At 68.1% G+C, this 14,993-nt stretch carries 9 protein-coding genes; 2 read left to right on the forward strand and 7 right to left on the reverse strand.

The window, feature by feature from the left end; translation table 11 throughout:
- Positions 1-62: 62 nt before the first annotated feature.
- The 4 genes from EDF63_RS03335 to EDF63_RS03350 all read right to left on the reverse strand — a co-directional run bounded on the left by EDF63_RS03335 (position 63) and on the right by EDF63_RS03350 (position 3,640).
- Positions 63-824, reverse strand: coding sequence for an SDR family NAD(P)-dependent oxidoreductase (locus EDF63_RS03335; protein ID WP_123311185.1), 762 nt, complete (start codon positions 822-824; stop codon positions 63-65).
- 11 nt (positions 825-835) lie between these two features.
- Positions 836-1,789 (reverse strand): 3-hydroxyacyl-CoA dehydrogenase family protein, encoded by a 954-nt coding sequence (locus EDF63_RS03340; protein ID WP_123311187.1) that lies wholly within the window; start codon positions 1,787-1,789, stop codon positions 836-838.
- On the reverse strand, positions 1,786-2,832 hold the full coding sequence (locus EDF63_RS03345) for a sugar phosphate isomerase/epimerase (RefSeq protein ID WP_123311189.1): 1,047 nt from the start codon (positions 2,830-2,832) through the stop codon (positions 1,786-1,788). The genes EDF63_RS03340 and EDF63_RS03345 overlap by 4 nt, the downstream gene beginning before the upstream one ends.
- A gap of 91 nt (positions 2,833-2,923) precedes the next feature.
- On the reverse strand, positions 2,924-3,640 hold the full coding sequence (locus EDF63_RS03350) for a GntR family transcriptional regulator (RefSeq protein ID WP_123311191.1): 717 nt from the start codon (positions 3,638-3,640) through the stop codon (positions 2,924-2,926).
- A 183-nt stretch (positions 3,641-3,823) separates the two neighbouring features.
- Between EDF63_RS03350 and EDF63_RS18365 the strand changes: the two genes are divergently transcribed.
- Positions 3,824-4,216: a hypothetical protein gene (locus EDF63_RS18365; RefSeq protein WP_148061706.1), complete on the forward strand. Its 393-nt coding sequence runs from the start codon at positions 3,824-3,826 to the stop codon at positions 4,214-4,216.
- Between the two features lie 624 nt (positions 4,217-4,840).
- On the opposite strand, the gene EDF63_RS03355 is transcribed toward EDF63_RS18365, so the two are convergent.
- Positions 4,841-9,313, reverse strand: a complete 4,473-nt coding sequence (locus tag EDF63_RS03355; protein WP_185021268.1) for an RHS repeat-associated core domain-containing protein — start codon at positions 9,311-9,313, stop codon at positions 4,841-4,843.
- Between the two features lie 214 nt (positions 9,314-9,527).
- Positions 9,528-10,505: a matrixin family metalloprotease gene (locus EDF63_RS03360; protein WP_185021269.1), complete on the reverse strand. Its 978-nt coding sequence runs from the start codon at positions 10,503-10,505 to the stop codon at positions 9,528-9,530.
- Positions 10,506-10,636: 131 nt separating this feature from the next.
- Between EDF63_RS03360 and EDF63_RS03365 the strand changes: the two genes are divergently transcribed.
- Positions 10,637-11,548, forward strand: coding sequence for an aminoglycoside phosphotransferase family protein (locus tag EDF63_RS03365; protein ID WP_123311197.1), 912 nt, complete (start codon positions 10,637-10,639; stop codon positions 11,546-11,548).
- Between the two features lie 68 nt (positions 11,549-11,616).
- On the opposite strand, the gene EDF63_RS03370 is transcribed toward EDF63_RS03365, so the two are convergent.
- A complete protein-coding gene (locus tag EDF63_RS03370; RefSeq protein ID WP_123311199.1) occupies positions 11,617-14,976 on the reverse strand; it encodes an SdrD B-like domain-containing protein in 3,360 nt (1,119 codons plus the stop codon).
- Positions 14,977-14,993 lie beyond the last annotated feature (17 nt).

The following is a 14,993-nucleotide window of genomic DNA, read 5'->3' on the forward strand; positions in this document are numbered from 1 at the left end:
TTTGCGAGCACGGTGCGGAGGTGTTGCGGAGGGGGACGAGGTGGACCCGTCGCGCACGGCCGTCAGTGCATGTACAGGCCGCCGTCGACGTTGAGCGTCTGACCGGTGACGAACCCGGCGTCCTCGCTGATCAGGTAGGCGATCGCCGCGGCGATGTCCCGCGGGGTGCCGATCCGCGGCAGGACGCCGTCCGCCGCCATCTCGGTCTTGCGCTCCTCGGTCAGCGTGCCGCCCATGATGTCGGTGTCGATCGGGCCAGGGGCGATGGCGTTGACGGTGACGCCGTGCGGCCCGAGCTCGCGCGCCAGGCCGCGGGTCAGGCCGATCACGCCGGCCTTCGCCACCGTGTACGGGGTCTTGCTGAAGGTGCCGCCGCCGCGCTGGGCGGAGACCGACGACAGGTTCACGATGCGCCCGTAGCCGGACCGCACCATCGACTCCGCCGCCCGCAGGCTGGCGAAGTGCACGCCGTCGAGGTTGATCGACAGCACGCGGTGCCACTCCCCCTCGGGCAGGTCGAGGTAGGCGTGTGCGGACGAGACCCCGGCCAGGTTCACCAGTGCGGTGATCGGACGGAGTTCGGCCTCGATCGTGTCGAACGCTGCCCGGACCGCGGTCTCGTCGGCGACGTTCGCGCCGACGCCGACCGCGCGGACGCCGTGCTGCTCGCGGATCTCGGTGGCGACCTGTTCGCTCGCCGTCTGGTCGAGGTCGATGATGCCGATGTCCCATCCGGCCTCGGCCAGGTGGTGGGCGGTGGCGCGGCCGATGCCCCGCGGTGAGGCGGCCCCGGTGAGGACGGCGGTTTGCTGTTCGTTGCGCATCGTCGTGCCGCTCAGTGGATCGGTGCCGGGCCGAGGTCGTCGAGCAGCTTCTGCATCGCGACGTAGGCCTTGTTGCGGTAGGCGACGAGTTCCGGCGTCCGGTCGGCCGGCACCTCGAGGTACCCGGCGCCGGACTTCGTGCCGAGCTCGCCCGCGTCGACGTGCTGCTGCAGCGACGGCGGGGTGGCGAAGCGCTCGGGCCAACGGGTCTGCAGCGACTCGAAGCAGAACGCGTAGACGTCGAGACCGGCCATGTCGGCGATCGCGAACGGGCCGAAGAACGGCAGGCGGAACCCGAACGTGGTCCGCACGATGGTGTCGATGTCGTCGGGGGTGGCGATGCCCTCGTCGGCGATCTTCGTGGCTTCCTCGAACAGTGCGTACTGCAGGCGGTTCAGGACGAAGCCCGTCGAGTCCTTCACCCGCGCCGACTGCTTGCCGGTCGCGGCGACGACGGTCTCGCCGACCGCGATCGCGTGCTCGTTCGTGGTCGGGTGCGGGATGAGCTCGACGCCGGGGATGAACGGTGCCGGGTTCGAGAAGTGCACGCCGAGGAACCGCTCCGGGCCCACGACGGCCTCGGCCAGCGACTCGATCAGGATCGTCGAGGTGTTCGAGCCGATGATCGCGTCGGGGCGGGCGGCCTCGCTGATGCGGCGGAGGGTCGCGTGCTTGATCTCGATCTTCTCGGGGACGGCCTCCTCGATGAAGTCGGCCTCGGCGACCGCTTCCTCGATGGAGGCGGCTGCGCTGAGGTGGGCGTCGACGCGCGCCACGGCGTCCGCGGGGAACAGGCCGTCCGTGACGAACTGCTCGGTCTCTGCGATGAGCCGGGCGCGGTTGGACGCGGCGATCTCGGCCGAGACGTCGGCGATCCGGACGGTGTGGCCGGCGAGGGCGAGGACCTGGGCGATCCCGCCGCCCATGTAGCCGGATCCGACGACGGCGATGTCGAGGGTGCTCATCGGATTGCTCCTTCGGTGCTGGTTGCTGCAGTCGGGGCCGCCGTCGCCGTCGCCGTCGCCGTCGCCGTCGCGTCGAGCTTCGTCGTCGCCAGGACGGATCGGATGTACTGCTGGTTGGTGGCGCAGACGCCGAGGCTGTCCCCGCCGTACTGCTCGGTCATGACGATCCCGCGGAACCCGTCGGCGACGGCGTCGCGCAGGACCTGGCGGTAGTTGATGAGGCCCGTCTCCATGGTGCTCGGAGCGCTCGTCGCCCAGCTCCCGTCGCCGGCCTCGTCACGCGTGTAGTTCTTCACGTGCAGGTAGTTCGTGTGCGGCATGGTCTTCGCGAAGAGCTCCCGCCAGTCCTCGACCGGACGGTGCAGACGGATCAGGTTCGCGACGTCCGCGTTCAGCCCGACGTTGTCGAGCCCGATCTCCTCGACCAGTCGCACGGCGCTGTCGGCGGTGCCGAGGTACGTGTCCTCGTACAGCTCGAGCGCCATCGGCAGCCCGACGCTCGCAGCGTGCTCGCCGAGCTCCCGCAATCGCTTGACCGCGGCGTCCCAGACCTCCGGGTCGTCCGGGTCCTTCGGGCCCGGCGCCGTCCAGAACCACAGCGCGCGCTTCTGGGCGTCGGAGAACGGCTGGTGCAGCCCGGTCGAGAAGACCTGCATGCCCCACTCGGCCGCCGCGTCGATGGTGCGGTGGGCGTAGGCGAGGTTGTCCTCCTCGTGCCCGGGCTGGATGACGCTCTTGCGCTGCAGGTGCACCGAGGGGATCCCGATACCGTGCGCCTTCGCGACGGCGAACAGCTCGTCGCGGCGGGAGCGCTCGAGGTCCGCGGGGCGGATGTGGCTGTCGGCGAGCTCGGCGAGTGAGAACCCGGCGGCCTCGATCTGCGCGAACACGTCGTCCCAGACCTCGGCCGGGGCATCGTGGAACGCGGTGCCGTCGCGCGTGACCTGGGCGAAACCGTGCAGACAGGCGGCGATCGGCCAGGTGTCCGACGTCCAGGTGGTCGGGTCCCAATCCTGGTCGACCCAATCCTGCGGTGTGCTCACGGAATGCTCCTTCGCATGTCGGGGTTCGGCAGTGAACCTCTTTCCTATAGGAAAGATACTCGCACCTCGACAGAGCGCAACCCCTGCGGGATCAGCTCGTGTGCGAAGCGTCCTCGCGCGACCGGAGCCGGACGGCGTCGATGTGGTGCCGCATCGCCGCGACCGCTTCGGTCGGCCCGACCGCGAGGGCATCGACCACCGCTCGGTGCTCGTGCACGGCGCGGTCGGTGTCGTCCCCGCCACCCTCGACGATCTGCCGCATACGGTGCACCCGCGTCGTGATGATCTCGGACATCTCCTCGAGGAACGGGTTCCGCGTGGCATCGAAGATCAGCTGGTGGAACTGCCAGTCGCTGCGGAAGAAGCGGGCCATCAGCTCTTCCGGGGCGTGCGCCGCCCCGACGGACGCGACCTCGGCGGCCACCGCAGCCTGCTCGTCGAGCGCCGTGCGGAGCCGCTCCCGCAGGGCGTCGACGTCACCGCGTGCGGCGAGTTCGACGGCGCCGCTCTCCACGATCAACCGGGCGTCGAACAGTGCCTCGAGTTGGTCTCCAGCCAGGGGCGGGGAGACCCGGTAGCCCTTGTTCGCCTCTCGGGTGACGAGCCCGGTGCGTTCGAGCTGCACGAGGGCTTCGCGCACCGGGGTCGGGGAGACGCCGAGGGTACGGGCGAGCCCGTCGATCGACAGTCGCATGCCGGGCTCGACGTCGTGGCCCATCAGGACCTCGAGCACCCGGTCGTAGACGCGGTCACGCAGGCCGAGCTGCGCGATGCGTTCGGTCCCGAAGCCGGGCATGGTCGTCGACATGTGTCGATCCTAGAGAATCCACGATGTCGCGACCGGCACCTCGAACGATCATTCAGGCCACGGGACCTGCTGATTGCTCGAGGAACGCCCTTGCCGCCTACTGGCGCTGGAGGCGGATACTCCGATGGCAAGTGGCACGAAGGCCGCCCCGATGCCCAGCGTCAGAACAAGCAAGATCATCAGGTGCAGATCAACCCTCCGCGGTTTTCATTTTCGCCTGCGCCTCATCGCCGTGACGGTACCAATCACGATGATGACAGCCACGACGGCTATCCAAACCCCGAAGGGGATACCCCCGTCGGGACCAGGAGGGTTGATCGCGAGAAGATTCATGTCGTTCATTCCCGATTCCGCCAGTTCCCCCGGCGGGTCGCGCTCAATCAACTCGAGCAATTCTCCTTTTACCGCTTACGCCGAAGAAACAACGTGAGCGCGATGCCAATGATGACGACGGCGAAGACTACGAACAGCCAGGGCGGAAGTGAATTCCCATCCTTTGGAATTGCAGCGAGTACGGTCATCGTCACAACAGAAAGGATGCCACAGTATTTCCCAACTCAGCCGAATCGATTGTGAAACAGTAGCACTACACATAGGCGTTGAGTAGCCGGTCCCTACGTTGCCCCTGCTGCTCGATACTGATCCGCCGACACCCGGGCTTCCTGCCCCGAGGGAGAAGGTGAGACCGGTGTGCCCGCCTGAATCGACAGAGAACGTAACTCCACCGCAAACGTAGTGACAGACCTGCCCCCGACCGCCAAAGTCTGCGACCGGGTTCCCGAGGACATAGATACTCGACGTGCCCTCGCACGCTCCGCCGGTTCCGCGGCTGGCCAAACGTCGGGTCGCTAATGACCGCATCCGTGCCGTTCCAGACGAATTCCCCGCCACTGATCTCTGGGAACCGGTTGAAGTTCGAGCTAGTGACGGCCGGTCTGCTCCATGCCTGGAGATCCGCACCCTCTCATGCGGAAAACGCGTATGCGAACACAAATATGATGACAACGTCGGCAACCAATATTAGTAAGCCTGACCAATAGGCGGAAGCTCCCGGTCCGCGGTGCATCCTACCTCGCCCAAATCCCTCAGCTCGCACGGTGCGTCTTGCACTGAGCAGTAGAAGGAATACGCCAAACAGGCCAACAACTAGCAATGCTGCCCAGATCAACCAAAAGAGGGTCATATCCACAACGATATTCCTTACAGCCGGGTCGGGAGGAAGCGGGTCGCGGCCAGACCAAGTCCGCCCCCGACGAGGCCCGAGACGCCGCCTTCCACCGCTCCTTCGAGAGCGCTCGTCCCGTAGTCGTTGCCACCTTCGACAGCTTCGGAGGCAACTCCTCCGACAGCGCCGAAGAAGACACCCGCAGCAACGCCCCCAAGTAGGCAACCAAGCCCGCCAGTTGAGGCGCAGATCACGGCGCCAGCAGCAACACCCAGACCGTTCACCACGCCACTTGCAACTGCGCCGCCCACAGATCTACCCGTGGGATCCGACCGGTTGATCGGGTCCGCTCCTGCAAACGCGTAGCGGTTGGCATCGGAAGGGCTGAGTGGGGCGTCGAGGGTGTCGCGTTCGATCCAGGTGCCGGTACCGGCGGACTGCCAGCGGTAGCCGAACTTCGTGAGTTCGGTGTCGGTGTTGCTGGCGCGGATACCAACCTTGTATCCGTACGGGTTCTGCTGCCACTGCGCGCTGCTGCCGCCGTCGTCGCTGACCTGCTCCTCGCCGTAGGCGTCGTAGGTCACCTTGTAAGCCACGTCGCCGGTGTCCGCGATCGAGGCGACCGGGTTCCCGATCCCGTCGAGGACGTACATGCTCGTCGTGCCGTCCGTGGTCCGAAGATCCAGCGGCTGGCCCGTGGTCGGGTCGCTGATCACCGCAGCCGTGCCGGTGCCGACGAGCTCGCGGCCGGCGATCACGGGGACACCGTTGGAATCGGATGTGCCATAGGTGTAGCCGTACTCCGCTCCCCCATCGGTCGCCTGGTAGAGCAGCTTGTTCATGTCCGCGCCGGCGTACTCGTACGTGGTCTTCTTGCCGTCCTTCGTCGATGACGTCATCTGCTGCGCACCGTTGTACGTGTACGTCGCACCGGGCGAGGCGGTCATGTTGCCGGTCTTGTCGTACGCGTACCCGGTGGTGGTGATCTGGCCGAGCGCGTTGTAGCTCAGCTGCTGGTCGCTGACCGTCGCTTCGGTGGTGGCGTTGGTTGCGGTGGCGCGGGTGCGGTTGCCGGCCTTGTCGTAGGTGAACGCCCAGTTGGTTGGGGTGTCGCCGCCGGACTGGGTGATCTTCGTCAGTCGACCGGAGGTGTACCCGTACTTCGTAGCCTGCCCGGAACCGTCGCGGGTCCACTGCAGCTTGCTGCGGTCCTTGGACTTGTCGCTGTCGTCGCAGGGTCCGTCGGAGGGCGCCTCGAACTGGTAGCAGTACTTCGTGTTCACCTCGAGCGTGGTGTCCTTGCCGGTCCACGCCTTGATGTGGGTGATCTTGCCGGAGGAGTCGTACTCGACCTGCTGGTGCCCCGTCCACGACGCTGGCTCCACCCCGGGGGTCGCGTTGCTGGGGGCGCCGAGCCAGGTGTTGGTACGGCGGCCGTGGTCGTCCGTCAGGTAGACCTGCTTCGCCGTACCCGCAGTGGTCGGGTACGTCGTCGCGGTGAGCACGTTCGACGGGTCGTACGCGTGTGTCACCTGCCCCTGCGCGTCGGTCACCGTGACGGTGTTGCCGGCGAGGTCGTAACCGTAGGAGACCGTGCCGCCACCGGCGGTGTTCACCGTGGAGGTGAGGCGGTTCCGCCGGTCGTACGCGTTGGTGATGGTGCCGGTGGCGGAGGTCTCGGTGAGGAGGTTGCCGTTTCCGTCGTACGACCTGGTCACCGTCGCGGTGCCGTCACTGAAGGCGATCGAGGTGGTTCGGTCGTCGTTGTCGTACCCGTAGGTCGTCGTGTTCCCGCGACCGTCGGTCTCGGTCCGGACACGTCCGAACGCGTCGTACGTGTACTCCTTGGCGCCGATGATGTCGGTGTTGCTCGAGGGGTTGTTCGGTGCGGTGACCTTCTTGAGCTGCTTGTTCTCGTACTCGTACTTCGTCGGGTTCCCCCCGTTGCCCGGGGCCGTCGCAGTCTTGACGGTGCCGTCAGAGTTGTAGTCGAGCTCCGCCTTCGCCGCGTCTGCTCCCGAGCCCGTGCTGGTGGAGGTCTGGTTGCCGACACCGCTGTACCCGTACGACGTGCTGTCACCAGCGGAGTCAGTGGTTGAGGACGGCAGGTACTTGTTCGCAGCCCCCGGCGCGTCATAGGTCGCGGACGACGATGCTCCGGAGCTGCTCGTGCTCTTCGTCAAGGACTGGCTCTCGTTCTTGCCGTAGTCGTTCGTCGACTTCGACTGAGCGGAGGTCCCAGTGCCGCCCTCCTTGCCGACGGTGGCGGTGGCGACGCCGTTGTTCGCCGGGTTGTACTCGCGGCCCCGCTCCCGATCGGCCGGATCAACGGCGTTCGTCACCAGGTCGTTGCCGTCGAGCGTGTAGGTGGTGCGCTTGGCATCCGCCACAGCAGCCGACTGATCGGACCGCGGGTCGGCGACCAGTGTCGTGGTGTCGTCCTTGAACGAGAACCGCGTCACAGCGGTGCCCGGGGAACCGGCGGTGGTGTTCCGCTGCTCGACCTTGGTGACACGGTCGGACGAGTCGTAGGTGAACGCCGTCACACCGCCCTCGGGCGCCGTGATCGATGTGAGGTCGCCGTTGGTGTACCCGAACGTGGTCTGCTTGCCGAGCGCGTCCGTGTACGTCGTGATGTCGCCGGTGCTGTTCTTCGTCCACGACACCGAACGCGAGCTCGAGCCGCTGGTCTGCGAGAACGTCTGCACACCGTTCGCGTACGACGAGTTCGCCGTCCGCGCCCCGGACACACCCGCAGTCGAGACGAGGGACTTCAGGGTGAAGCCGGGCTCGTCGGAGTTGAAGCTGATCTGGTTCTTGTTCCGGTCCACGATCGACGTGGGCTGGCCCGCGAGGTTGAAGTGCGTCGTCGAGTTCGACGTCCACCCCTTCAGCGTGTACTCGTGCGTCGTGCTGTTGTCGACGCGGGTCAGGGTCTGCTGCAAACCAGCCGGGCTGATGAACGCACCCTGCGCCCCGGACGGACGGAACTGCCACGCCGTACCGACAGCGTCCGTGTAGATGACACCGTCGGCGTTCGCGGTGAGATCACCCGCGCCGGCGAGGGCGTACTGCCACCGGTTCGCATCCATCGTGTTGACGTCCCCGACGGTGGTGCTGCGCGAGTTGTACGCGGCACCGATCGGCGTCGAGCTCGTCGCCCCAGGCAACGACATCGCCGAGGTGGTGACCAGCAGGTTCCCGGTTCCGACATCGACGGACGCGTTGGTCTGGTCCGTGATCGGGAACGGCAGCGTCGTCGCCGACGTCCGCTGACCGGTTCGATTCGTGTCGGACGGGCCACCGGGAAGCGAGTTGTAGGTGCCCTGCAGGTCGACGACGTAGTTCATCGCGGCCTTGCCCATGTTCTTGATCCGGATGTTCCCGTTCGCGCCCACCGGTGTGACGACGGTGTTCGACACGATCGAGGTCGTGTCGCTGCTGATCGCTGAGGAGTCTGGCTCCGCTGCCCCGTCAGCCCACATCTTCGCGTAGGAGTCCGCACCGCTGTTGTTCACTGCGGTGAACGTCACCGCAGCAGCCGAGAGTCCACCTTCGACCGTCGGAGCACCAGCGCGACCACCAACCTGCACCGCGAACGACGCACCCGCGGCGATGCTGGCCGTTGTCCGGGTGTCAACGAGCCGGCCGGCCTGGGGTGTGAAACCGCCACCCGGGTTGGACTGCAGGAAGTAGCCCTGAATGTCGACGACGAGGTCGATCTTCCCGCCGCCCTCGGCGGTGCTGAGGCTGAACTTCCCAGCGGAGTTCAGTGCGACCTGCGCGTTCATCGCTGTCGTCAGACCCGCGGTGGAGTTGTAGTTCAGGACACCCGTGCTGCGGACCCCATCCGTCGGCGTGGGACGGACGTAACCGGCCTTGGCCTCACGGTTGATCACGACGATGTTCACCGCGACCGCCGCCGCACCCGCCGGGATACCGTTCGATCCGCTCGCCTGGATGGTGCGCTGAGATCCCGCCGGGATCTGCCCAGCTGCGGCACCAGTACCGTCCCGGGAATCCAGCACGCGCGCCGGCGACATCGCCACGAAGCCACCCGCCGAGACGCCGTTCTTCGTCGACGTGTAGTAACCGGTGATGTCGATGATCACGGTCGACTGCGCCGTCTCGGTCATCACCTGGATCGTGCCGTCATCGGCGACCGCGAGCAGGCTCGAGTTCGACGTGTTCCCACCGACGCCGGCGTTGTAGACCATCAGCAGCGTCGACGGATCCGACGACGACGGACGACCGAACAGCTGGCCCTGCCCGGCCGGGGCGACGATCGTGACCATCATCGTCACCGCACCGATCCCGGACGACGGCAGACCATCCACCCCGGCAACCTTGACAGTCCGGTAGGTGCCCTTCGACGTGCCACCACCGAGCACCCGGGCATTCGACGGCATGGGCACGTACTGCCCGCCCGTCCCCGTCACAGCCGCCTGCGCCGGTGTCGGCTGCGACACCACCACCAGCAACGAACCCAACAGCGCGACCAACGTCACCACCGCCAGCAGAACTCCACGGACACGACCAGACAACGACGCAGCGAACACGCGAAAAGAACCCCTCAGCACGTCGCACCAGCGCACAGCCCCCATGGCTGCACTGTGCAACTCCACAGCACGTTACGGAGCATCACTCAGCACCGCACCCCCATATGTGGGGGTCGAAACGACGGGCGGCGCGCCGATACGGGCGAGTGGACGAAAGCAGCGCTCAGTACAACGCCGCGATCCCCCGCACATCCCCCAGCCCGAGCGTCCGCTGCGCCGTGTCGCACACGGTCGACGACGGCTTCATCACGAGCCCGGACTTCTGCGCCGTGTGTCCGAGCCCGTACGAGTGCCCCCACTCGTGCGTCGCGATGCCGCGCAGGTCGAACCGGTTGCCCGAGCAGGTGCTGGTCGATCCCCACCGGTGGCTCGTCGAGTAGCGCTGGTCGGTCTCGAAGGCGACCCCATCCGTGAAGGACCAGATGCACGTGAGCGCGAGGGTCTTCGACGGCAACTTGCCCCACCCGATGACGCTCGTCCGGTTCGAGGTCCCGCAGCCCCCGTCGGCGGTGACCGCAGGCTTCTGCGTCGCGGTGCCGAGGTACTCCTGGGCCGCGGTCGACCGGACGGTCTGACCGCACGCCGTGATCGTGCCGGTCCACGCTTCGGCGCCGCGCTGGATCGCTGCGACGTTCGACACCTTCGCCCCGCTCGGGTTGTACCGCCACCGGACCGGGGACTCCCAGTGCGCGCCGGTCAGCACGTACGCCTTGCTCCCGCAGCTCGCGGACGTCGTGGCGCCGCCGTGCGAGACGGTGCCACGGATCGTCGCCCCGAGCGTTCGCCGTTGCTGGGCTGCGCGTTCCTGCCGGACGGCGGTGGGCGATCCGGCCCACACCTCGTCGACCTGCACGGCGATGCCCGCGGCACCACGGTTCGCGATCACCACGTCACCGGGGTCGGTGTCCCCTTCGGCGACGGGCGCGGCGGTGAGCGTGACGCCCGCGGCGGGCACCGCGAAGGTCCGGCCGTCGTCGAGCGCGATCACACCAGAGCCGCCGTGGCACCCGGAGGCGAGGTCGTGAACCGAGATGCTGTCCCCTCGGCAGTTGGGCGCTCCGGCGATCCCCGGTGCGGCGAAGACCGCCGTCAGGACGAACCCGAGTGCGACCGCGGCTGCGGCCTTCGATGACGTGCGCACTGCGCCCTCCTTGATCACACCGCACCCGAACCACGGTGGCGGACGGCTGCATCAGTGTCCGAGGGAGCGGAAGGTCCGACAAGCCCCCAGAACGGCCGCGGTGCGCAGAGCGGACCGGGTAGCGTGCCGCCATGCAGTGGGGCGACACCGGACTCGATGACGACCAGATCGCGTTCGTGTTCCGGACGCTCCCCGACGCGGTCTTGGTGGCGGACGACTCGTGGGGTCTGCTCGACACGAGGGTCCTGCACGTCGTCGCCGGCGACGACAGCTACACCGTGAAGGCCTCGGGCCAGGACAACACCCACTTCCCCCGGGAACTCGAGGCCCACCGGACCGTGACCGACGCCCTGCGCACTGCCGGGGACGCCGGCGCCCTCGTGTCCGCCGACGAAGGGCACCGTGTCCTCGTCCTCGAACGCGTCCCCGGTCACCTCGCGCTCGGCACCGCGGACGAGCACGCCCCTGACGTCCATCGGCAGGCCGGCGCAGTCCTCCGGCGCCTGCACGACCAGGGCATCCGGCACGACTCGACGTTCCTGCTGCACGAACAGGCGAAGGCCCTCCGCGCGCTCGATGCCCCGCACCGGATCTCGGCAGACGTCGTCGCCCGGACCCGCGCGGCGCTCGAGATGCTCCCCACCGACCACGCGGACGAGCCCCTGGTCCCGACCCACGGCGACTTCCACCCACGCAACTGGATCGTCGGCAACGGCGACAACGGCGAAAACGACGACTCCAACGCCGACAACGACAGCCGCATCCGCGCCCGCAGGCTGCGCGTCATCGACTTCGGCCGGTTCGGCTGGCGCCCGGCGTCCTTCGACCTCACCCGCCTCGCAGTGCTCCACTGGCAGCACGATCCCGCCCTCGAGGCGGCGTTCTTCGCGGGCTACGGCCACGATCCGCGCGAGCCGGACGCCTGGCGATGGCTCCAACTCCGCGAGGCCGTCGGCACCGCGACCTGGGCTCACGCCGTCGGTGACGAGGGCTTCGAGGCGCAGGGACACGACATGCTCCGCCACGCCCTCGCCGCCTTCTGACCGTTCCGAACCCGGGTCCGAGCACGCCCTCCCCCGGTCAGCAGCGGCCTCGTGGGCGATCGACCGTCTCAGCGCTGCACTGCGCGACGTCGCCTCCGGAGCACGGCGGAGCCGATCAGCACGAGGAACAGCGCACTGACGATGCCGGCGACGACGGGGCCGCTCCCGGTGAAGGCGAGTCGTCCCCCGATCTGGTCGGCAGCGGTCCCAGGACCGGGATCGGCCGGGCCGGCAGCGGAACCCGGTCCGGCTCCGTCCGCAGGGCTGGTCGGGACCTCCGGCGAGACGGTCTCCGCTGCGGGCACGATTCCGACGTCCACGGTCTGGTCACGCGTGATCACGTCCTTCGCCCCCTCCGGTGTGTGGATCCAATCCAGGACGACCGTGCCGGTCACACCGTCTCCGTCCGCATCGGAGTCCACCGCGTCGTCGTTGCCGACGTGTTCCCGCGTGAACTGCCTGCCGTCGGGCGCACGGAACGTCGCGACGTAGGCGCCTGGGCGGAGCCCGTCGAACGAGTACGTCCCGTCGGCGTCCGTCACGGTGTCGAGGGACACCTCGTCACCGCGGTCGTCAGTGCCAGCCAGGTGGACGCCGACCCCTCGCTGACCCTGCTCGTCGTCGTCCTGCAGGCCGTCACGGTCGGTGTCGGTCCACACGAGGTCACCGATGGCGCCGGACGCGACGCGGATGCTCGCCGGGTTCGACCGCACCGGAAGCGCGAGGTTGGACGCGCGCAGCCCGAATCGGTTCACGTACGTGTCACCGTCCTGCTGGCCGGTGGTCACGAGGGAGAGATGGTGGTTCACGGTCGCGCCGGGCTGGACCGCACTCGTCCGCTCGATCCGGAACGCGGTCACCGCCGAGAAGGACGATGCGCACCCCGACTTCCCGAAGTCTTCCGCAGCACACCAGACGGTGGAGCCACCAGGTCGGTTGGACGGGTCCTCCGGGTCGAGCGAGACAGAGCCCGGTTCGGCGGTGGTGTACCGCACGGTCTCACCCGCAGATCGGTCGACGGCCACGCCGGCAGTGAGCGCCAACGACCCGTGGAAGTCCGATCGTTGTGGATCACCCACGTACGGCAGGACATCGATGAGATCCAGGCCGTGGACGTTCGACGCATCGGTGTTGGTGTAACCCAGTTCCCATTCCAGCGGGTCACCGGTGGCCACGACGGGCTCGGTCGCCCGCTTCTCCACACCGATGCCACCGGTGTTCACGATCTGTACCGCACGCTCGGCCTCGCGCCGGAACTGCTCGGACTTGTCCGAGGGGGACGAGATGCTCGTCCGGTTGGTCATCGGGCCCGCTGGGGCGAGTGCGGAAACGTGCGCCTCGTACGTGATCGGATCGATGGTGACGTTGGGCTCGACGTCCGAGAACTCCCACGTGAGACGTTGGTGGTCCTTCCCGGCGTCGTCCGCGACGGTGTCGATCACCGTTGGTCGGACGGACGCGCTGTCGGGGACGTACTGACTGTGCAGCGGCAGCACATCGCGGACCGTCACCGTGGTGGGCCGACCCGTCGTGTTGCCGTTGGTCAGGGTCGGGTAGAGGGCGTACTCGAGTGTGGTGCCCGCCACCGTGAAGCTCGTCCGGTCGGGGGTGGTCCCGGCGTCGTGGCCCGGATCGACGATCTTCTTCGTCGTCCGGGCGAGGTTCTCCGTGATGAGGACGCTGTCCGCCAAGCCGCCGGCTCCGACCTCGGGCACCGAGGTGTCGTGCGTCCAGGTCGTCACGTGGTCACCGAACATGACGTGTCCGAAGTCGTGCGCACGAGTGCCGTCGGTCGCTCCCTCGACCGTGACGCGCGAGTAGAGCACGGCCCAGGTCCCACCGAGGACGTCCCCCGTCGCGCGGACCGCTCCGACGCCGGCGATACCGCCCGGGACGTCGTCCGGATCGGCGTACCACGCCAGGTCGGCGTCGCCGCAGGCCTGCTGCTGCCCACTCGCCGCGGACCCCATGTCGTACGCCGCGTACTCGATCTCCCCGTCGGCGAGGCCCGCGACCCATGCAGCCTGCTGCTCGGTCCCGGCTCGCGTGAGACGTTGCGTCGTGCGGTCGAACGTGTCGCAGAGGATCGTGCCGCGGTACTCCCCGATGCCGTCGTTGTGCACGGTGACCTCACTGCGGAGCACGTCGCCCTTCGTCGCCCACGGATCACCCGCCTTCGCGGAGCCCGCCACCACCGTCCCACCCACAGCGCGGTAGAGACGCTTGCCGGCGCTCCCCGGGCCGAGCTCGACGATGTTGCGGGACGCCGTGTTGTTCGCCATCGGCTCCGTGGAGCCGGGGTAGTTCTGCGCGCCGCTGGCCGAGGTCGTCTGGAGGGGGGAGTACTCGTTCACGGAGACGACCGACGTGCCCGTCGGCGGGTAGGGCATCCACACGCTGATGTAGCCGGACACGAAGTACGCCTTGTCGCCACCGGCGATCGGGCCGCCGCCGACGGACTGGGTCGGCACGCGGGCGGGATCCGTGACGGTCCCGGAGATGGTCACGTCGATGTCGTCGCCCGGGGCCGCCTGCGAGCACTCGATCGTTCCGGAGTCGACGACGTTCCGCGCTCCCCCACCCCGACCGCCCGGGAGGTTCGACATCCGCCACTCGGTGACCTCGTTGACCCCGCAGGCGGGTGCGGAACCGTTCCACAGTTGGGCACGCGACGGCAGGTCGCCGAGGATCTCCGACGGGTCGTCCGTGAAGGTCATCGGGCCGACACTCTTCTCGAAGCCGAGCAGGCCCTGTCCGGGGACGACGGGCTCCCACGTGACGGCGATCGGGTACACCAGCCGGATCCCCCGCTCGCCCCCCGGACCAGTGAACCCGGGGGTGAGCACCGAGGCGTTGATGTTCTTCGAGAGGTCGTACCGAGCTGCCGCGGAGACGGTCGTGCGTGGTGCGTCCGCCTCGACGACACCGTTGCCCGAGTTGTCAGCGGTCGCAGCTGCGGTGACGTCGATGACGTCGCCGTTCTGCAGGTCGCTCGAGATGTCCAGCACGGCCGGCACGGCGATCGCCTGACCTTCCCTGAGGTCACCGATGCCACAGTGCAGCTCCCGACCGTCGACACGGGACCCTTCGGCCGTGCACGATGCGGGCAGTCCCGCCCATGTCGTGCCGGCCGGTGCGGTCAGGACGAACCGCTGGCCGATGCTCGGCCCGCCGTTCGCGCTCGTCGTCACGGTGTACGTGACCGCATCGAGCGTCCGCACGATCCCGTTCGAGTCGTTCGCGTCACCACCTGGCCCGTCGTTCGCGGTGAAGGGACCGTTGCCGTCCTTCGTGACGGCGACCCGGAGGCCGATGGTCGTCTCGGCGACGGCAGCGGCCGCAGCCGCGGCTGGTCCGGCAGTTCCGAGGACGACGCTCAGAGCAGCGAACAGTGCGGCGATCGGGCGGACAGGCAGGTTCGATGGCAAGGCTCTCCCCGGAGGAC

It is taken from the genome of Curtobacterium sp. JUb34, assembly GCF_003755065.1.
Taxonomy (GTDB): domain Bacteria; phylum Actinomycetota; class Actinomycetes; order Actinomycetales; family Microbacteriaceae; genus Curtobacterium.

Excerpts from the sequence above, each read along its gene's own strand:
- EDF63_RS03365 (WP_123311197.1), top strand. The coding sequence starts at position 10,637 with ATGCAGTGGGGCGACACCGGACTCGATGACGACCAGATCGCGTTCGTG.
- EDF63_RS03350 (WP_123311191.1), bottom strand. The coding sequence starts at position 3,640 with ATGTCGACGACCATGCCCGGCTTCGGGACCGAACGCATCGCGCAGCTC.
- EDF63_RS03340 (WP_123311187.1), bottom strand. The coding sequence starts at position 1,789 with ATGAGCACCCTCGACATCGCCGTCGTCGGATCCGGCTACATGGGCGGC.
- EDF63_RS03335 (WP_123311185.1), bottom strand. The coding sequence starts at position 824 with ATGCGCAACGAACAGCAAACCGCCGTCCTCACCGGGGCCGCCTCACCG.